An 18,818-nucleotide genomic window follows, 5' to 3' on the forward strand; every position below is an offset into this window, starting at 1 on the left:
AGTCTACTGCAGGCCTGTAAGACAATCAAACCTTTTACCGAGATATCCTCCTGCCTATGTCAGGGATTATCGGCGAGTCAGTTAATCGTCATCGACTCGGTTTCTATCATGCGCGCGATCACGCCATCAATAAAAAAACACAGGTTATCCCGTTGATACTCATAAAGCTCATGGCTTACTGGTGTGAGTCGGAGACGTTGAAATACCGAGTTTTCATCACCGAAACCGATCACAATGGTGTCACTATCCTCATCACACCAAGAAGTGAGCGAGATACAAGACCCATTGGCAGGGATAATGTCGAGATCAAATAGTGCAGGGTATTGTGTGCTAGCAGAAAAATGAAAAGTTGCTTGATCAAAAAACTTACAGGTATCTTCGCCAATTTTTTTTAAAATTGCATGATGGGTATCGGTTAATAAAGGTGTATCTAGAGTCATAGCATTCCCTACTTTGTGCTCAGTGCATCCACTCCCTAATGATAGAACGTCTTTTTAGATTTGGTTGTTTTTTGTGCAAATGTTTATTTGGCAGTCTAGGCTTGGCGGTGGTCAACGTAGTCAATAGCAGTGAATTCCATGTTTATGGAGAGTACAACCTCGCTTATTGATGATAAAACAGTCAATTTTTTAAAATCGATATAATATATAAGCATTGTGTATGGGGTGGCGCAGCTGTAAACCGACGGTTCATGGTTTATTTACATGAGATTTTCCGCTACCTTATAGTGCTTAACAGGAACTCTGTGTATAAATGGATTGAAAGAGATATGACAACGAATACATTACAACAATATTGTCGACATTTTCTCGTGAGCTCAGCGCTCGCAAGCGCGGCACTTTCGAGCTTTTCTGCTCAAGCCGATACGATTGATCACATTCAAAAATCGGGTGAATTAAGACTGTGTTTTGAGGCGGGTTACATTCCTTTTGAAATGACGTCAAAAGATGGCCGCTATGTTGGGTTTGATATTGATTTAGGCAAACATTTAGCGCGCTCGTTGGGGGTCAAGTTTGTGCCAGTGAATACAGCATGGGATGGAATTGTCCCGGCACTCAAAACCGGTAAGTGTGATTTCATTGCGGGTATGACAGTGACCCAAAAACGTAATCTCAATGTCTTGTTTGCAGACTCGTATATTAAAATGGGTCAAACCGTTCTCATCTCCCCGAAACTGAAAGATAAAATTCATAGTTATCGTGATTTGAACAACTCGAAATATACAGTGACTACCCAAATGGGCACTACTGGTGCGCAGGGCGCGAAAAAGTACCTTTATAATGCGAAACTCGATTTGTTCGATACCTCTGCGGATGCTGTTTTGCAAGTGATGAATAATAAAGCGGATGCATTTGTTTACGATTTCCCTTATAACGCGATGTATGCGGCTCAGCATAAAGGTAAAATTATTCACTTAGATAAGCCTTTTACTTATGAACCGGTAGGCTGGGCGATTCGACGTGGCGATCAAGACTTCTTAAATGTGTTGAATAACTACATCAAACAAATTAAAGGTGATGGCACGTATCAGCGTATCTATCACAAGTGGTTTGAGACGGATACGTGGGTATCTCAAGTTCAATAAATACGTAAAATCAAATTAATAAAAAAACCAGCATACTGTGCTGGTTTTTTATTATCTATATTGTGGTTTTTACCGTGTGGCATGAGAGTGTGGAGCTTTTAAGGCTCATTGTTCCATGATGACCGTTTTTGTTTTTGGCAATAGTTTTGCGCCAAAAGTATTGTAGAGTAAGCCTAGAGCGACGATAACGGCGCCAATCCATTGCTGCAGGCTGAGTGTTTCACCAAGTAGCAACCAGGCTGACATGAGCCCAAACACGGGAACAAGCAAAGATAGCGGCGCAATTAACGAGGTTTGATAGCGGCTTAATAAGTAACTCCAGCCGCCGTACCCGACGATGGTTGCAATGAACGATAAATATAATAACGCGCCAATATTATGCCATGCGATATTATGCAACGCAGGCAAGATCACGTTGATACCGTCTATGAAATAAGACGTGAAGAAAAAAGCTATCATTGGAAAAATAGCGCTCCATACAATTAATGACATCGTAGGGACTGAGTAATTCGATAAAATAACTTTGTTGTTGATATTTCCTAGCGCCCAAGAACATGCTGCGCCAAGCACTAATGCCAGGGTAAACCAAGTAATCGACGTATCACCGACCTCATGGGCGGTCGCGAGGAGTGTAATACCTATAATAGCGACTATCATCGCAATAATATTGTGTTTGCGAATGCGTTCTTTGAACAATATAGAGCTGAGTAAAATGGTAACAAATGCTTGTACTTGCAATAACAATGAAGCCAGTCCTGCGGAAAGCCCCGCACTTAATGCCCAAAACAATAAGGCAAATTGTCCAAAACTTATCGTCATCCCGTAGAGGAAAAGCCATTTAACGGGTAATTGGGGACGAGGAATAAATAGTACCGCCGGAAAAGCAACGAGCAGAAAACGTAACCCCGCTAAAAGTAGAGGGGGCATGCCTTGCAAGCCAACTTTAATCACTACAAAGTTGACTCCCCAAGCGAGTATTATTGTTAGAGCGAGCAAACGATCGCGCAGAGACATTCGATATCCTTATCATGAATAATTGAGAGCCATTTAGCATTGTGATGAAGCGTTTATCCGATCAGCTCCCATTGACTCTGTGGCTTGTTGTTAAACAGATTGCATTAAAAATCATTGCCTGACAAGCTACTTATACAGGTGCTTGGAGACTTGGCTGTAGCGATGTTGCTAAAGCACTTATGTCGTCATCGATAACGACAGTGGGTAGGCAATATTCCCAGCGGATTCAACCGTTTCATTTGATAATAATGCGATCGTATAGGTTTTTTTATTCAACTGTGGCTTATAGTACGTTGGTGTGACGAGCTGTGAAAGATACTGTTTGATGTTGCTGAGAAACGCGACATATTCCTCTTCACTTAGCTGAGCATAAACAAGCTTGATGGATGCTGAAATATTATCTGTTTGATGGCAAGACTGAATGAGTTTATTGAGCGTATGTTGGCGTTTTTTAACGATATACTGAGAAGGTTCAGGAAACATAGTATGCTTGGGGACTAGTACGGAAACATTAGTTAACGAATGAATGGCGATCAACCCTACAGACTCTAGTTGCATTAAGTAGTCATTCACATTGGTCAGCGTGCAGTTAAGTGCATGTGCGAGTCTCTCGCGGCAATATTCATCATAGAGTAAGCAGAGCAGATCGTATAAGCAGAGAGTTTCAGCCATTAGCATATCTTGCTCTTGTGTAAAGTAATGCACACGCGACATCTGTTTTTCCGCCACCGCGAGCAATTTCGATAGAGGTACGTTGATAATATTACTGATCAAACTCAGTCGCTCAATACTTAACGATTGATGATTATTGAGTGAGCGAGCAATGGTCTTTTCAGAAACGCCCAGGCAGTCTCCAAGTTGTTTATAGCTGATCGCTTGTTTTTTTAGGTGAAATTTTATTTCGTCAGCAATGAATGGATAGATATTCTTATTCATGTCCAAAGAAGCACCTTGGTATGTGTGTGAAACAGAGATGTTGTATGTACTTGGGAGCTTTCGCCTAATACTAACGTTTGCCCTTAGAGTAGATGAATCCCGCATTTTAAGAGAAGTGATATAATAAATCACTGATACGCCGAATCTTTTTTCTTTTTTGGACTCAGTACCCTAAAAATAACAGTGAGTGGTCAATAGTGAGTAGGTCCCGAGTCACGGGTGTGATGCACTGGCTAGCTTAAAAATATACCGATATCATGCTGATGTCGTATGAGAGACATAGGGTAAGATTCATATCGAAATAAACCGGTGGATGTACGTTTTAGCGGATTATTAACAGTATTCTCACATAACAATCAATCCATTTTGCTATGGTCTCAACGCTTTATAGCGTGCGCTCATCGATGTTCACTAAAAAGCAAAATGATGACTTAAAAGGGCAAACGTATGTTTGCCCTTTTTTTAAACCAAGTGATTAACAGCGTAGCGACCATCCGTGACCACTTATTGCTAAATGTAGTTGTTGGCGTACGATGTTACTACTTAACGCAACAGGTTCGTCTTGCTGATTAATTAGGTTAAATTTACTGTAAACACATCGTATTGGGTGAGTAAAACTACGGTTTAAAACATCGATAGTCATCGCGTCTGACGTTCGAAAAAAACGATCATCACAATGAATCACCTTACGTTTATTATCTACCGTTAATTTCAATACATACACCTTGTGATGTTGACTTGGATCCGCTGTCTGATGAAGTGGCAAATTATTGGGGATCAACATTACGGTATTATCGCTACACAGGGCTTTGAATTGCACGCCTCTAACTTGTACTTGGCGTAGTACGCGGTGTATTTCTTCTTGAGATGCGTGGTAATGCCGCGTATTCATATAGTAAGTATGTAGATAATCCAGCATACAGTAGCAGCCAATTCCTGCGCTCGGCAGAAATGCGAGTAGTGACAGGTGATCCGCATAACGGACAATGATGTCGGTACTCAGGGTGCTAGTCAGTAATAAGGATAGGGTTACAAATCCTGTAAGGAAAAAGAATCTATTGGTCATACTCTCTGCATTTAATCAATCAATAGTGTGCATATGAGTATCATAGCAGTTAATAATGATAGTTTTGTTGTTATGGCGTTAGAAAATTCGTATTCTTCCCATTATTAAGACGTTTATTGAGGTTAATCACATCGTTACCTTTATTTTACCCATCACGATGTGGCGCAATAGCTGTCTATGAGTCTGCTAATTAAGCATAAGATCCGTTTCGAGTCTTCACGTGCTTATGGTAGAGTTCTCAAGAATCTACTTTAGGAGTGTTTATGTCTCAATCTATGCAAACTCGCTTAGAAAAAATCGTTAATATGGGTAAATGGCGATATACCTTGATTGACGGAGGATTAAAATTTGGCTTATTTACTGCGATTATTTTTATTGTGCTGACTAAATTTACCAATGAAATGTCTACCAAAGATATGATAATGCCGATTATTGTTTTCCCATTAGTGATGAGCGTTTCACATTTTATCAAGTGGCATTTCTTCCGTAAGAAACTTATTGAGATACGCGCAAAAGACTCACAATAGTGCTATTACTCAGCGTGTTATCTTAAAAATATGACACGCTGTTTTACATTTATAACGCTACATTTTCGTACTCATCCCTTAAGCTTTCCCGCTACAGCTCATCTCACACGACACACCAATTTGTGAGCTCTCTTGTCTTTTAATCATATGAATATAAAAAGTCTTTAATTCTTACATATTCTATTGGCGAAGATTTATTCTTCGCTCTACTATGTGTAATAACCATATATGTTTGGTGCGCCTGGCATTGAAAACCTTTAATGCCGACTTGGAGAGAAGTAATGATTAGAAATATCAACATTGGAATCAGAACAGCGTTGTTGTTCGGAATTATAGGGATAATTACGATTATCTTGGGAGTGTTTGCTTCTTCACAGTTATCAAAACTCAATGATACCACAGATGTACTCACTCAACATCGTATGCCCGCTATTATGACGGTTGCTGATATGGCAAGCGCGATACTCTTAATGCAAGTTCGTATTAATACGATTTCCGATGCCAAGGATACACAAACGGTGGAAAGCCTCATTAAGCAGGTAGACGATATCTCTAGTCGATACGATGTCAGTGAAAAGAGAATGGAAGCGTATTCCAATACGACTGAATCGAAAAAATTATACGATGAAGTGCGTCTTCTTAATGACAAAATGATGGAAACCTTACCGACACTTTTTGCTCTTTCTCGTGATAACAAAATGGAAGAATCCATTAAATATCGTAATCAGACTGTGATGCCTGCTGCGATTGAATTGAGAAAAACGCTCGACAAGTATATGGCGTTTCAAAAAGAGCGTGCGGATGATGATAACAATAAAGCAACGGTCAGTTTTGAAGAATCAAAAATGGCCCTAACGATTGGTATTGTTATCACGCTGGCACTAATGGGCGTCATGGGGATTTTCTACACTAAAAGTTTAACTGTTCCTTTAAATCGCTCTGTAGAAATCGCCAAGACGATTGCTTCCGGTGATTTGACCGAAAAATTCAAAGATGACGGCAAAGATGAAGCGGCTCAAATGATTAAGGCGCTTGCGGATATGCAAGCACAATTGAGAAATGCGTTATCCTTGATTTCTGATTCTTCTCAGCAGCTAGCAGCTACATCGGAAGAATTGAGTGCGGTAACTAGCCAGTCTTCGCAATACATTACTCAACAAAGTGACGAAGTGAATTACGCTGCCACCGCGGTGAGTGAATTGACTACGGCGATTGATGAAGTAGCCCGTAGTGCGAATTCGGCAAGAGATAATTCCGAAGTCGTTGATGAAAAATCTCAACAAGGGAAGATCAAAATAGCAGAAACCATAAAAACTGTTGATTTACTGAAAAATGAAATCGGTGATTCGGAACAGGGTGTGGTGTCATTAGCTAAAGAAATCCAAAATATCGGTAAAGTGTTGAGTGTTATTCGTGAAATTGCTGACCAAACGAACTTGTTAGCATTGAACGCGGCGATAGAGGCAGCACGAGCAGGTGAAAATGGACGTGGTTTTGCTGTTGTTGCTGATGAAGTGAGAGCATTGGCTCATCGTACACAAACCTCAACGACCGATATCGAGGATATGATGAGTACGGTTAGCTCACAAACCGATAAAGCGGTACAGAGCATGTCGAAGAGTAACACGATGGCTGGCACGACACTTGGCAAAGCTCGAGAAGCCGGGGAATCGTTTGAAGAGATTTCAGTACTTGTTTCGGGTATTAATGATCAAAATGCCACGATTGCTAGTGCCGCAGAAGAGCAGGCTACCGTTGCGCAAAGTGTCGATAAAAACATTACCCACATCCGAGATCTGTCAGTACAAACCTCTGCTGGCTCAGATCAAACAACAGCATCGAGTAAAGAGTTGGCCAAATTGGCGGAGCACCTTCACCAATTAGTTAAACGCTTTAAATTGTAACGTTTACCGCGGATACAAGCATAAGGGGAAGCGCACGCTTCCCCTTGTTTTTTGTAGTTAATGTTTTCTATCGATCGTTCTCCCTATTTTTATCTATCTCCATTTTAATGAATCTTTCATGAATTCTGACGTAATGTATTGTGTTTATTGGCATAAAAATTAAATATATGGATATTCGTATATATGGATGATAAAGATGCTACTTCATCAGTTTTTCAAATTGCTCGCCGATGAAACCAGAGTGCGCTGCTTATTATTAATTGCGAGAGAAGAGAGGCTGTGTGTCGCTGAAATAACAGCAGCACTCAATGAAAGCCAACCGAAAGTTTCTCGCCATTTAGCACTATTACGCGCTAATGGTGTGATAGTCGATACAAGACAAGGGCAATGGGTGTTTTATCGTTTAGCAAATCAACTACCAGGGTGGATGAATCAGCAAATTCAAAGCTTACTGAATTCATCGTGTGTGAGCTTGGAATACCAACAGGATATGCAACGCTTGAATGCCATGAGAGAGCGCGACGAATGTTGCCGTTAACAGGAAGCGATTATGTGGTATAAGTTAGATAATCAAGTGCGTCAATATATGCTGGTAACGTTTAATTATTGGAATTTTACGATAACAGATGGTGCATTGCGTATGTTGGTCGTGTTGTACTTTTACGATTTAGGGTACACCACATTTGCGATTGCTTCTTTATTCTTGTTCTATGAGTTTTTTGGTGTGGTCACGAATCTTATTGGCGGTTGGATAGGCGCACGATTAGGGCTTAATCGAACAATGAATGTGGGATTAGCGCTACAAATTGTCTCTCTCTTAATGCTGGCGGTGCCCGAGAGTAGCCTAGCGATCCCTTGGGTTATGGCGGCTCAAGCTTTATCTGGTATTGCAAAAGATCTCAATAAAATGAGTGCCAAAAGCTCGATTAAATCGTTAGTGCCCAAGAATGCGCAAGGGGCATTATATCGTTGGATAGCGCTTCTAACTGGTTCAAAAAATGCGTTAAAAGGGCTGGGTTTTTTTATTGGTGGAGCTTTGTTGTCTTTGATAGGGTTTCAGCATGCGGTTCTCGTCATGGCTCTGGTTTTAACCTTTGTATTTATGGGTAGCTTGGCCATGCTACACACTGATCTGGGTAAAGCGAAAAGCAAACCTAAGTTTTCTGATATTTTTTCTAAATCCCGACACCTAAATGTATTGTCTGCTGCACGTTTATTTCTATTTGGGGCTCGCGATGTGTGGTTTGTTATTGCTTTACCTATTTATCTCGGCTCGGTATTCGATTGGACCCATAGTGAAGTCGGTGGTTTTCTCGCGCTTTGGATCATCGGTTACGGGATAGTGCAAAGTCTTGCTCCACAGATTACTCGTTACACCATGGGGGGTAATACAGAACGCAACCCTGATGGACGCTCTGCACTCGAGTGGGCCGTTGGGCTATCTTTGGTAACTGCAATTATTGCTTTTAGCGTGCAACAGCAGTGGTATCCAGAGTGGATTATCGTCATTGGGTTATTAGTATTTGGTGGAGTATTTGCGATAAACTCTTCTTTGCATTCATATTTAATTGTTAGTTATGCCAAAGAGGACGGCGTTTCACTTGATGTGGGATTCTATTACATGGCCAATGCCATGGGACGTTTAATTGGCACAATGCTTTCTGGGTGGGTATTTCAACAATGGGGCTTTAGCGCGTGTTTGTGGGTCTCGTTTGTATTTTTAGTCATTACATCGTTATTATCTTGGTGGTTACCCCGAACAAGCGATCGCAATGTCACACACACTGTCGAATAGCTTATGATAAATAAGGGATAAAAGAGTTGGGAGATACATAATTCGCTGTAAAATCTTATCGTAATGATAATAATGCGCGAGGGTAACTTGCAGTAGAAGCGATCGTTTATCTATGGATCTTTTTTATATGAATATAATAACAAGGATGTTGGTCACCTCGTAAAAAAGGTGTTTTTTACATTATTTATTCTTTTTGATTAAACTTATAATAGGTTAGGCCGATAAATATAATACTCTCGCGGCTACATCTTTTATGACAACAGGACGTAAGATGAAAAAACTAGGTCTTAAACCAATATTGATGATTTCGATATTATCGCTGGTCGGGATATCCGTCACTATTTCAAACTATCTGTCTTATAGTCAGCAAAAAAAAGAGCTTAAAGCTCAAATTATCAAATCAAACCAGCAACTGGTTGTGGATCAAGCATTATTGGTTGAACAGTTCATTAGTGAAAAGGTGTCTGGCCTTAAAGGACTTGGAGAAAGATACCAGTCTTCTGATTTACCGGCTAAAACTCCACAAGACTTTGTCGATTTAAGTTCTATTTTTGCGATAACCTTAAATACTGGTAGCTCATTTATCGGCTTAGAAGATAGCGGTTATGCGTATTGGAACCTAGAAAATTCGAGCTGGCCTAATCATAAGTTTGAAGGTGATATTCGCAAGCAAGGCTACTATCAAGATGGGCGTAATGCCCAAACGCCCGCGATGACAGAGCCTTATCCTGATGAAGGTGATGCCAATGTCTACTGGATTAGTATGGTGCAGCGTATTAAGCAAGGAATGATCGGTGCAGATATGAAACTCGGGTTCTTAAATAAATTGGTGCTCGACATCGCAAAAGAACAAGGCTCGATGGCTTTCATTTTTAATAAAGATACAACATTGCTTGCATCTTCAGATCCTAAGACGGTCAAGCCTGGAATGAAAGGTAATGAGGTTGCATGGTTAAAGCCACTTTCCGGATCACTCGTTAGCGAAAAGTCCACGACTCAAGAATTTACAAATGGCACGGAAAAAATTCTTTTTTCCCATCAAATTAACGTAGCAAATAAACAATGGTACTTTGCGATTGTCGTCAATAAAGCCGATGTTTTTGCAAGTTTAGTCACCGCACGTAATTCTGCGATCATGACCACTTTGATATTAGTATTACTTAGTGTGATCATCGCGTTCTTTGTTGTCCAAATTATATATCGTCCGATTCTTTCTTTAAAAGCGATGATAGAAGGATTATCGAGCGGAGAAGCTGATTTAACTAAGCGCTTAGATGTCACCACCGATGATGATTTAGGACAAATTGCGCAAAGCGTTAACCTGTTTGTTGATAAGCTACAAACCATGATGATCGATATTCGTAGTGCGACTTTAACGCTACAAGATAATATCGGTGATATGGAGAAACTGTCGCAAGAAAACTCAGAAATTCTCAATAACCATGTGATTGAAACTGAACAAGTCGTTACGGCGATTGATGAAATGAGCGCGACTACCGCGGCAATGGCCAGTGACATTTCTAATGCGGCTAATTTGGCACAGCGCACTAACGATGAAAGTAACGAATCGAGCAAGCTAGTCGCGAAATCACAAAATAATATTACCTCGCTGATAAGTGGTGTTGATAACTCGTCGCGACGAGTCAATACGATGAACGATGAGACTAAAAATATTAGTGAAATATTAGGCGTGATTGGGGATATTTCTGAGCAAACTAATTTGTTGGCGTTAAATGCGGCGATAGAAGCGGCAAGGGCTGGTGAGCAGGGGCGAGGCTTTGCGGTGGTGGCTGATGAAGTTCGTAAACTAGCGAATCGTACGAAAGAAAGTACCGAACAGATTAGCGAAGTGCTGAAAAAACTGGTTAATGGTAGCCAAGAAGTGGTGATTGCGATGGAGCAAACCAAAGCTCAGTGCGAACAAACCGCAGAAGAATCGCAGAGTGTTCATGTTGGTTTAGAGAAAGTGATTCATTCTATCTCTGAAATCAATGATATTAGTACACAAATTGCGACGGCTGCAGAAGAGCAAACGAGCGTAACCCAAGATGTCAGTCGCAATATGAATGCGCTCAATGACATTGTCTCTAACTTGGCAAGTAATGGTGATAAGGCCGTATCCGGCATGAAAACCGTCGCTGAGGTGAACCAACAGCTCACGCAAATTATTCAGAGATTCAAAGTGTAGAACTTTGTAAATACATGTAGATTTGTGCTCTTAATCCGCTTTGTTTTGAACAAAGCGGATTTTTTATTTTGGCGTCGCGGTTATTTGCTTAAACAGTATCAACAGACCCCATTTTAGGTTGTCTCGTAGTTTTGTCATGTTTTTGCGTTTATCGCTTATCGCTTACACCTACACATCATGTTGTTTGAAAGAGAAACAGGGTGGTTCTCTCTCGCACGGTCCTAAACTTTACGCTCATTTAGGATTGCTCATCTATCACTTATCGTTTATTCCTGTCTTAGAGTGATATATATCATATTTATGTGTAAATATATGAATAATCTGGTATTGTCTAGCCGCCTAAATATCTGGTTAACGTAACCAAGGTAGAGAAAAAACAGCTGAAATTTGTGGCAGAACCTGACACGTATTTGTACACATATTATCACTGGGAATTATATTAAACATTACTAATGTGATTCTTGATGGGTGAGGACATCTTGCGCTGTCACTCATTGGGAATCTGGGTAATATCATAGGAAATGATTATGGACTCCACGTCTTCGTTGTCTCAAAAGCTCACCATGGCCAATATTGTACTAGTGGTTCTTATTCTAGTGGCAATGTTTATATTCGATTTGTCTTTCAATGTGTCCAGTTCTATAACGTTGGTTTGCACTTTTTTATTAGTGAATGTGGTTGCTTGCGCGCTGCAGTTCAAACAACGCATAGCATCGATTCATCAGCAGTTATCACAACTGATGCCGATCAAAACTTGGACAGCCCCTTCTATACACGAGCAAATTGAAGAGCAATTACAAGCTCTGCGAGATGTGCATTGGCAGCATGAGCATGAGAATACCATGTTGAAAAAGCAGCAGCAGGATGCTCTCGCTGAGGTTGAAGTATGTCATTCACGTTTAAATACGTTAGAAAGAGAACACCAAGCACTGCAAAACGAACATTCTTATCGTAGCAATGCTGTGAACTCATCAAACGATCAGCTATTAAATGTGATTGATGAGCTTAGTCAGCAATCCAGTGTGATCAGTACTAGTGTGACTGAACGTATGGCTAATATACGGTTTGCGGCAGAAGCAACAAAAGATGATGCGGCATTTATTCGTAGCTTTAAAAGTAAAGTGGACCAGCTTGGTAGCCAAATACAAGATATTCATAACTTAGTTTCAGAAATAAATGCTATTTCTGAGCAGACTAATTTACTTGCGCTGAATGCCTCGATTGAAGCGGCACGAGCCGGAGAACAAGGCCGGGGTTTTGCCGTGGTGGCTGATGAAGTACGTAACTTATCGATGCGTTCGCGTGATTCGAGTTCAAAAATAGCAGACAGTATCACCGCGATTGTCAAAGATGCGGATGAGTGCGCGGTGTCTATGGAACGGATTAGTGCTCATGTTGATAGTGCTGAAAGAGCGAACTTCTCAGAAAAAGAATCCATTGAAAATCTCAATACCAGTGTCACGCACCTAGCGAATAATATTCGTTGCTTACCATCATTAGTGAATGGTTCGTAAGTCAAAAAGAACCCAGAACACCCCCTGTTAACTGACTCAGTCGGCGGTGGGTGTCCTGGTAAATGTTAAGAAAATATTCTCCTCCCACGTTCCTTCATGTGTAACACGTCAACTCCCCACCGATCTCGTAGATTTTCTGTGAGTGCTTTCTAGTTTTAACATAAAAATAAAACGTCATTTCATATTTCAAGTGACGATCACAAAGTGAAAACAGTCTAGCTTGAAGATGTAAAAAACGTGATCTATTGGGATATTTTTCACGACACATACTTGTATGGTAGTTGGCATGTTAAGCCGTTAATGAAGATATGAGTTATGAAAATCGTTAAAGCAGAGGTGTTTGTGACTTGCCCCGGTCGCAATTTTGTCACTTTAAGAATTACCACTGACGAGGGAATTACAGGTTTAGGCGATGCCACCCTTAATGGCCGTGAACTGCCTGTTGCTTCTTATTTAGAAGATCATTTATGCCCGCAGTTGATTGGTCGAGATGCGCACAACATTGAAGATATTTGGCAGTTTTTCTATAAAGGCGCTTATTGGCGTCGCGGCCCGGTAACCATGTCTGCCATCTCGGCGATTGATATGGCGTTATGGGATATCAAAGCGAAAGCGGCAGGAATGCCTTTATACCAACTACTTGGTGGCGCATCGCGCAGCGGCGTGATGGTTTATTGTCATGCCACCGGGCATACCATTAACGAAGCTCTCGAAGATTACGCGAAGCACAAAGAAATGGGATTCAAAGCCATTCGTGCGCAGTGTGGAATTCCCGGAATGGAGACGTCATACGGGTTATCTAAAGGAAAGGGACTGGCCTATGAACCAGCCACAAAAGGTCATTGGCCGGAAGAGCAAATGTGGTCGACAGAAAAGTACTTAGATTTTGCACCGAAACTGTTTGATGCCATTCGTAACGAGTTTGGGTTTGAAGAACACCTTCTTCATGACATGCATCATCGTTTAACACCGATAGAAGCCGCACGTTTTGGTCAAGCTGTAGAACCTTATCGTTTATTCTGGATGGAAGATCCTACTCCAGCGGAAAACCAAGAATGTTTTCGTTTGATTCGTCAGCACACCACGACGCCGATCGCGACTGGTGAAGTGTTTAATAGTATTTGGGATTGCAAGCAGTTAATTGAAGAGCAGCTCATTGATTATATCCGCACAACCTTAACCCATGCTGGTGGCATCACGGGGATGCGACGTATCGCCGATTTTGCTGGTTTATATCAAGTCCGAACTGGCTCTCATGGCCCGTCAGATCTTTCTCCGGTTTGTATGGCCGCCGCATTACATTTCGATTTATGGGTGCCTAATTTCGGCGTGCAAGAGTACATGGGTTATAGCGAAGAAATGCTAGAAGTCTTCCCGCATACCTGGACCTTTGATAACGGCTATATGCATCCAGGTAATGAACCCGGTATTGGTATTGGGTTTGATGAAGAACTTGCGAAAAAATACCCGTACGACCCAGCGTATTTGCCAGTCGCTCGTTTGTCTGACGGCACATTATGGAACTGGTAGGAGGAAATAATGAAAAGTGTCACTATTGAAAAACCGAATGCATTGGTGTTGAACGAAATCCCCGAACTCAGCCCGATGGATGGAGAAGTTCGAATCAAAGTCAGTAAAGCCAGTATTTGTGGTTCCGATGTGGGAATTTGGCATGGCAAGAACCCATTCGCAAAATATCCGCGGGTCATTGGCCATGAGTTCTATGGGGTTATCGACAACGTCGGTGAAGGCGTTGACCCAGCAAGAATCGGCGAGAGAGTCGTTGTGGATCCGGTTGTTGCATGTGGGCAATGTTATCCATGCTCTGTGGGTAAACCTAATGTATGTGAATCCTTGCAAGTGATAGGTGTGCATCGTGACGGTGGGTTTAGTGAGCATGCTTGCGTTCCGTCCGGTAATGCCTATCAGCTTCCAGAGTCTATCGCCGATGAATACGCCTCCATGGTCGAACCGTTTACTATTGCAGCCAATATTTGTGCTTATCTAAAGCCAACAGAGCAAGATATTGCCTTGGTGTATGGTGCAGGACCAATGGGATTAACCGCCGTACAAGCGCTTAAGCATGTTTATAAGGTCAAAGAAGTGATCGTCGCGGAGCGTTTGCCCGAGAGGCTGCAAAGAGCCTTAGATAATGGCGCAGACCGAGTGATTGATAATAGTCAAGCATCAACGCAATCATTATTAGGTGAGACCAAACCAACGATCATTATTGATGGTGCGTGTCATCCTGCAATCTTTGCCGAAGCCGCGTCGCTTGCCTCACCTGCGGCACGTATCGGTTTGCTTGGCTTCTCTAACAGTGCCAGTGAAATTACCCAACAAGCGCTGACGAGTAAAGAAATCTCGGTATTTACATCACGCCTAAACAGCCGACGTTTTCCAACCGTTTTAGACTGGTTTGATAAAGGGTTAGTCGCGCCAGAAAAAATCATTACTCATCATTTTGACTTAGCAGATATAGAGCAAGCCATGACCTTGTTTGAACACGATGCAAAAGCGTGCTGCAAAGTCATTATCGATATAAATAAAAATAATAGTTAACAACACCAATAACGTGAAACCTTAACGCGTCCACTTAATTAGTGGATCCCTACAACGAAACAATAATAACAGGAGCCCTATGATGTTTAAAAAACTGAGATGGGTCATCGTACTACTGCTGTTTTTAGTCTATATGATTAACTACTTAGACCGGGTTGCACTCTCAATCACGGTTCCCATGATCGAAAAAGATCTGACCATTAACCCAGAACAATTTGGCATTGTATTTGGCAGTTTCTTTTTTGGTTATGCGATTTTTAACTTTGTCGGCGGCTTAGCGGCAGATAAATATGGCGCCACTAAAGTTATGGGAGTGGCCGTTGGACTATGGTCATTCTTTTGTGGGTTGACATCGATTGCTACCGGTTTTTGGAGCTTAATCGTTTTAAGAGTTTTATTTGGCATGGCAGAGGGGCCGATTTGCTCAGCCGCAAATAAAATGATCAATGGTTGGTTTCCGAAAACGCAAGCTGCCACGGCCATGGGGATATTGAGTGCTGGATCGCCACTTGGCGGCGCGATAGCGGGGCCTATTGTCGGTTATTTAGCTCTTGCTTTTGGCTGGCGTCCTGCCTTTGCGGTGATTGGGGCGATCGGTATTGTATGGATGGCAATCTGGTTTTTTGTGGTCGCGGATAACCCCTCGCAAAGTAAACGTGTGAGTGATGCAGAACGTGCAGAGATTCGTGAGCTGCAAGTGGTACAAAATGGGACTCACCTTGATGACGACGAAGAGGCGGAAGGATCATTGTGGAGTTACCTAAAACAGCCCATCGTATTAGTCACGGCATTTGCTTTCTTCTGTTATAACTACATTTTATTCTTTTTCCTAAGTTGGTTCCCAAGCTATTTAGTTTCGGCTTATCATCTTGATATTAAAGAGATGAGTGTGACCACTACCATTCCGTGGATCATTGGGTTTGTCGGTTTAGCCTTAGGTGGTTGGATTTCTGATAAAGTCCTTAAAATTACTGGTAAGTTATTACTCTCGCGTAAAATTGTCTTGGCATTCTCACTCTTTGCAGCGGCAATCTGCGTGGCACTTGCTGGCACTGTGAGCAGTTTATATCCAGCCGTTGCGATGATGTCGATTTCAATCTTCTTCCTCTATCTTACTGGCGCGATTTACTGGGCGATCATTCAAGATGTGGTGCATAAAAAACACGTTGGTGGCGCGAGTGGCTTTATTCATCTAGTGGGAAGTTTATCTGGTATTTTAGGTCCAATTATTACTGGGTTTATTGTACAAAATACTGGGAAGTTTGATAGTGCATTTATTCTAGCCGGTGTCATTGCTGCGATTGGAGCGGTATTAGTATGGATCGTCATTAAGCCGACACCATCGAATACGGCAAAGACTTCTGAAGCTTATCCCGCGGCATAATGACAAAGCAAATAAGGCGCAGTGTAGCTGCGCCTAAGGAATGAACCTCTATGGAAAAACAATGTATCTTAAACGATGCTGACAAATACCCGCAAACTTACCCTAAAGAGTGGTTAGAAACCCAATGGGTGCATATTGGGTTTGGTGCTTTTCATCGCGCTCACCAAGCATTACTTACTGATGAGTTAGCTAAGCAAGGCAAGACTAACTGGGGAATTTGTGAAGTTAATCTGCGAAGTCAGCAATCACTAATGCAAACGCTCAAAGCACAAGGGTATCGATATTCGGTCCTAGAAAAAGGCGCCCAAGGTAACGAGTTAAAAATAGTCAATATTATTAACCGAGCGCTGCATTATAAAATTGATGGTTGCCAAGCCATTGTCGAGCAACTCGCTGCGCCTGCCATCAAACTCGTCACTCTCACTATTACCGAAAAAGGTTATGGACTAGACCCCAACACGGGGGATCTTGATCATAATAACCCTGTTATAGCGCATGATATTGCCTATCCTGATACGCCGCAGAGCGCGTTAGGGTTAATTGTTGAAGGTTTACGTTTGCGCATGGCAAGTGGATACCGCGCGTTTACGGTTTTGTCGTGCGATAATATCCAGGGTAATGGACACATGGTGCAAAAAGCGGTGTTAGCGCTGGCGCAGTTGCGCTCTTCAGAGCTGGCGCAGTGGATAACTGAGCATGTCACGTTTCCTTGCTCCATGGTCGATCGCATTGTGCCCGCGGCAACCGATGATACGTTAAAAGAAATAGCAACTGAGTTAGGTGGTGATGACCCGTGTGGTATTGCGTGTGAACCGTTTATACAGTGGGTCATTGAAGATGATTTTGTTGCCGGACGGCCAGATTGGGATCAAGTCGGCGCAGAGTTCGTTGCGGACGTTATTCCTTACGAAGAAATGAAATTGCGCATGCTCAATGGCAGCCACTCATTTTTAGCCTATCTTGGTTATCTCGCCGGTTATGACACTATTGATGCGGCCGTCGCCGATAAAAATTTTGCGTTAGCTGCAAAGCAATTAATGCTAAACGAGCAGGCTCCAACATTAGCTATGCCCGCAGGTACTGACTTAGAAGGGTATGCTGAATCGCTTTTAGAGCGTTACCGTAATCCAAATTTAAAGCATCGAACGTGGCAAATCGCAATGGATGGTAGTCAAAAATTACCGCAACGTTTTTTAAAATCGGCGAGTATCTTGCTACAAAAAAATACGCCTTTTCCTCATATTGCTTTAGGCGTGGCTGGTTGGATGCGATATATCAGTGCCGTTGATGAGCAGGGCAACGATATTGATGTGCGTGATCCGATGGCCAGCGAGCTAAAAAAAGTCAGTGACAGCGCAACGACGAGCAGTGACAAGGTACGAGCCTTATTAGATATCACTTCAATTTTTGGTGATCTTGGTGAGAACGAACATTTCGCCCAAGCGGTACAAACAAGTTACGAGCGTTTAATTGCGGTTGGCGCGCAGCAAGCGGTAGCAGAATTAATTGTATAACCTTAAATAGATTTTCTTTATTAGGTTACAGAGCCTGTATGAATTATCATGCAGGCTTTTTTTATTTCCGCTAACCTCTGAAAACCCCAAAGTGGCTATGATCTCAAGTTACTATGCCAGTCAAGTGAGTGGGAGATAGTGTCATCGAACACTCGCTACGATAGGGCGGACAATCGAATTATTAATGATAACTATTCGGTGTACTTGATTGGCAAGCATAGCATTAAGTTGCTTTTTTTTAGCAAGATATGATAACTTGATGATTTATTGTGTTTTTCTGTGATTACCCATAGATAACATTATAGCCATTACCCAATCACTTCGTCACTCATGTGATGAACGAAAGCATGACGACGAGCGGTATGCTTCACCCCCATAATGGATAAATAGATAACGCCAAGGAGGCTTCCCATGTCACGAGCAACTGAACTGAACACTTTATTATCGTCGATGAGTCCAAACTTACAGGCATCTGAATAGGTATTTTGCACCGTATCGGGAGGGTTAGCCAATTATCTTGGGTTAAATCCTGTCGCCATCTTTGTTGAGCCGAAAGCTCTCACTATGGTGTTAAAAAAAGCGCAAGCAGAGCAGGGCGAACGGCCTTTTTTTGCGACGTTTAAACAAATTACGCGAACAGTCCATTCAAGTTTGGAAGCGGTTGGAATAACCGCCGCCGTCTCTTTTACGTTGGCTTGTGCAAACATCAGTGCCAATGTGATTGCGGCGTATTATCACGATCATATATTCGTGCCATCGGATCACACCGAGCAGGCAGTAAGGACATTACATGCACTCAGTCATTTATCGTGCTTGTTATGTCGATTCA

At 42.0% G+C, this 18,818-nt stretch carries 16 protein-coding genes and 1 pseudogene; 12 read left to right on the top strand and 5 right to left on the bottom strand.

The features are described 5' to 3' along the window. Positions 1-77 precede the first annotated feature (77 nt). On the bottom strand, positions 78-440 hold the full coding sequence (locus OCU30_RS13860; protein WP_077314466.1) for a hypothetical protein: 363 nt from the start codon (positions 438-440) through the stop codon (positions 78-80). Positions 441-769: 329 nt separating this feature from the next. Between OCU30_RS13860 and OCU30_RS13865 the strand changes: the two genes are divergently transcribed. After that, the gene (locus OCU30_RS13865) at positions 770-1,585 is read left to right on the top strand and encodes a transporter substrate-binding domain-containing protein (RefSeq protein ID WP_077314465.1); all 816 of its coding nucleotides are present in this window, start codon (positions 770-772) and stop codon (positions 1,583-1,585) included. 105 nt (positions 1,586-1,690) lie between these two features. Here the strand turns inward: OCU30_RS13865 and OCU30_RS13870 are convergent, their stop codons facing one another. From OCU30_RS13870 to OCU30_RS13880, 3 genes are all read right to left on the bottom strand, one after another. Then, positions 1,691-2,599: an EamA family transporter gene (locus tag OCU30_RS13870; protein ID WP_077314464.1), complete on the bottom strand. Its 909-nt coding sequence runs from the start codon at positions 2,597-2,599 to the stop codon at positions 1,691-1,693. A gap of 177 nt (positions 2,600-2,776) precedes the next feature. Then, positions 2,777-3,535 carry a helix-turn-helix domain-containing protein gene (locus OCU30_RS13875; RefSeq protein WP_083730722.1) on the bottom strand — a complete coding sequence of 253 codons (759 nt, stop codon included), beginning with the start codon at positions 3,533-3,535 and terminating at the stop codon, positions 2,777-2,779. A gap of 475 nt (positions 3,536-4,010) precedes the next feature. Next, positions 4,011-4,601, bottom strand: a complete 591-nt coding sequence (locus tag OCU30_RS13880; RefSeq protein WP_139343485.1) for a hypothetical protein — start codon at positions 4,599-4,601, stop codon at positions 4,011-4,013. A 263-nt stretch (positions 4,602-4,864) separates the two neighbouring features. Here OCU30_RS13880 and OCU30_RS13885 point away from each other — a divergent pair, with 263 nt between their 5' ends. From OCU30_RS13885 to OCU30_RS13930, 10 genes are all read left to right on the top strand, one after another. Continuing rightward, positions 4,865-5,128 (top strand): hypothetical protein, encoded by a 264-nt coding sequence (locus tag OCU30_RS13885; RefSeq protein ID WP_077314461.1) that lies wholly within the window; start codon positions 4,865-4,867, stop codon positions 5,126-5,128. A 281-nt stretch (positions 5,129-5,409) separates the two neighbouring features. Beyond that, complete coding sequence (locus tag OCU30_RS13890; protein WP_077314460.1) at positions 5,410-7,032, top strand: methyl-accepting chemotaxis protein; 1,623 nt, start codon at positions 5,410-5,412, stop codon at positions 7,030-7,032. Positions 7,033-7,228: 196 nt separating this feature from the next. Next, positions 7,229-7,570, top strand: a complete 342-nt coding sequence (locus tag OCU30_RS13895) for a metalloregulator ArsR/SmtB family transcription factor (protein WP_077314459.1) — start codon at positions 7,229-7,231, stop codon at positions 7,568-7,570. A 12-nt stretch (positions 7,571-7,582) separates the two neighbouring features. Continuing rightward, positions 7,583-8,827 carry an organoarsenical effux MFS transporter ArsJ gene (gene arsJ / locus OCU30_RS13900; RefSeq protein ID WP_077314458.1) on the top strand — a complete coding sequence of 415 codons (1,245 nt, stop codon included), beginning with the start codon at positions 7,583-7,585 and terminating at the stop codon, positions 8,825-8,827. A 271-nt stretch (positions 8,828-9,098) separates the two neighbouring features. Next, entirely contained in the window at positions 9,099-11,015 is a 1,917-nt protein-coding gene (locus tag OCU30_RS17300) for a methyl-accepting chemotaxis protein (protein WP_077314457.1), read from the top strand. 1,049 nt (positions 11,016-12,064) lie between these two features. Next, positions 12,065-12,529 carry a methyl-accepting chemotaxis protein gene (locus tag OCU30_RS17370; RefSeq protein WP_420856691.1) on the top strand — a complete coding sequence of 155 codons (465 nt, stop codon included), beginning with the start codon at positions 12,065-12,067 and terminating at the stop codon, positions 12,527-12,529. A 315-nt stretch (positions 12,530-12,844) separates the two neighbouring features. After that, on the top strand, positions 12,845-14,059 hold the full coding sequence (manD, locus tag OCU30_RS13915; RefSeq protein WP_077314455.1) for a D-mannonate dehydratase ManD: 1,215 nt from the start codon (positions 12,845-12,847) through the stop codon (positions 14,057-14,059). Positions 14,060-14,068: 9 nt separating this feature from the next. Beyond that, the gene (locus OCU30_RS13920; RefSeq protein WP_077314454.1) at positions 14,069-15,091 is read left to right on the top strand and encodes a Zn-dependent oxidoreductase; all 1,023 of its coding nucleotides are present in this window, start codon (positions 14,069-14,071) and stop codon (positions 15,089-15,091) included. 79 nt (positions 15,092-15,170) lie between these two features. Next, entirely contained in the window at positions 15,171-16,475 is a 1,305-nt protein-coding gene (locus OCU30_RS13925; RefSeq protein ID WP_205408800.1) for an MFS transporter, read from the top strand. A 50-nt stretch (positions 16,476-16,525) separates the two neighbouring features. Next, the gene (locus OCU30_RS13930; protein ID WP_077314452.1) at positions 16,526-17,989 is read left to right on the top strand and encodes a mannitol dehydrogenase family protein; all 1,464 of its coding nucleotides are present in this window, start codon (positions 16,526-16,528) and stop codon (positions 17,987-17,989) included. Positions 17,990-18,297: 308 nt separating this feature from the next. Here the strand turns inward: OCU30_RS13930 and OCU30_RS13935 are convergent, their stop codons facing one another. After that, complete coding sequence (locus tag OCU30_RS13935) at positions 18,298-18,501, bottom strand: hypothetical protein (RefSeq protein WP_162494405.1); 204 nt, start codon at positions 18,499-18,501, stop codon at positions 18,298-18,300. Between OCU30_RS13935 and OCU30_RS13940 the strand changes: the two are divergent. After that, a pseudogene (locus OCU30_RS13940) lies at positions 18,401-18,790 on the top strand (ACT domain-containing protein); the annotation flags it as partial. The gene OCU30_RS13935 and the pseudogene OCU30_RS13940 sit on opposite strands and share 101 nt — an antisense overlap. Positions 18,791-18,818 lie beyond the last annotated feature (28 nt).

This window comes from Vibrio palustris (genome assembly GCF_024346995.1).
Classification (GTDB): domain Bacteria; phylum Pseudomonadota; class Gammaproteobacteria; order Enterobacterales; family Vibrionaceae; genus Vibrio; species Vibrio palustris.

Bases quoted from the DNA above. Each gene is read 5' to 3' on its own strand.
- OCU30_RS17370 (WP_420856691.1), top strand. From the start codon at position 12,065: ATGGCTAATATACGGTTTGCGGCAGAAGCAACAAAAGATGATGCGGCA.
- OCU30_RS13890 (WP_077314460.1), top strand. From the start codon at position 5,410: ATGATTAGAAATATCAACATTGGAATCAGAACAGCGTTGTTGTTCGGA.
- OCU30_RS17300 (WP_077314457.1), top strand. From the start codon at position 9,099: ATGAAAAAACTAGGTCTTAAACCAATATTGATGATTTCGATATTATCG.
- OCU30_RS13880 (WP_139343485.1), bottom strand. From the start codon at position 4,601: ATGACCAATAGATTCTTTTTCCTTACAGGATTTGTAACCCTATCCTTA.
- OCU30_RS13860 (WP_077314466.1), bottom strand. From the start codon at position 440: ATGACTCTAGATACACCTTTATTAACCGATACCCATCATGCAATTTTA.
- OCU30_RS13865 (WP_077314465.1), top strand. From the start codon at position 770: ATGACAACGAATACATTACAACAATATTGTCGACATTTTCTCGTGAGC.
- OCU30_RS13895 (WP_077314459.1), top strand. From the start codon at position 7,229: ATGCTACTTCATCAGTTTTTCAAATTGCTCGCCGATGAAACCAGAGTG.
- OCU30_RS13920 (WP_077314454.1), top strand. From the start codon at position 14,069: ATGAAAAGTGTCACTATTGAAAAACCGAATGCATTGGTGTTGAACGAA.
- OCU30_RS13930 (WP_077314452.1), top strand. From the start codon at position 16,526: ATGGAAAAACAATGTATCTTAAACGATGCTGACAAATACCCGCAAACT.
- OCU30_RS13875 (WP_083730722.1), bottom strand. From the start codon at position 3,535: ATGAATAAGAATATCTATCCATTCATTGCTGACGAAATAAAATTTCAC.
- manD (WP_077314455.1), top strand. From the start codon at position 12,845: ATGAAAATCGTTAAAGCAGAGGTGTTTGTGACTTGCCCCGGTCGCAAT.
- arsJ (WP_077314458.1), top strand. From the start codon at position 7,583: ATGTGGTATAAGTTAGATAATCAAGTGCGTCAATATATGCTGGTAACG.
- OCU30_RS13870 (WP_077314464.1), bottom strand. From the start codon at position 2,599: ATGTCTCTGCGCGATCGTTTGCTCGCTCTAACAATAATACTCGCTTGG.
- OCU30_RS13925 (WP_205408800.1), top strand. From the start codon at position 15,171: ATGATGTTTAAAAAACTGAGATGGGTCATCGTACTACTGCTGTTTTTA.
- OCU30_RS13885 (WP_077314461.1), top strand. From the start codon at position 4,865: ATGTCTCAATCTATGCAAACTCGCTTAGAAAAAATCGTTAATATGGGT.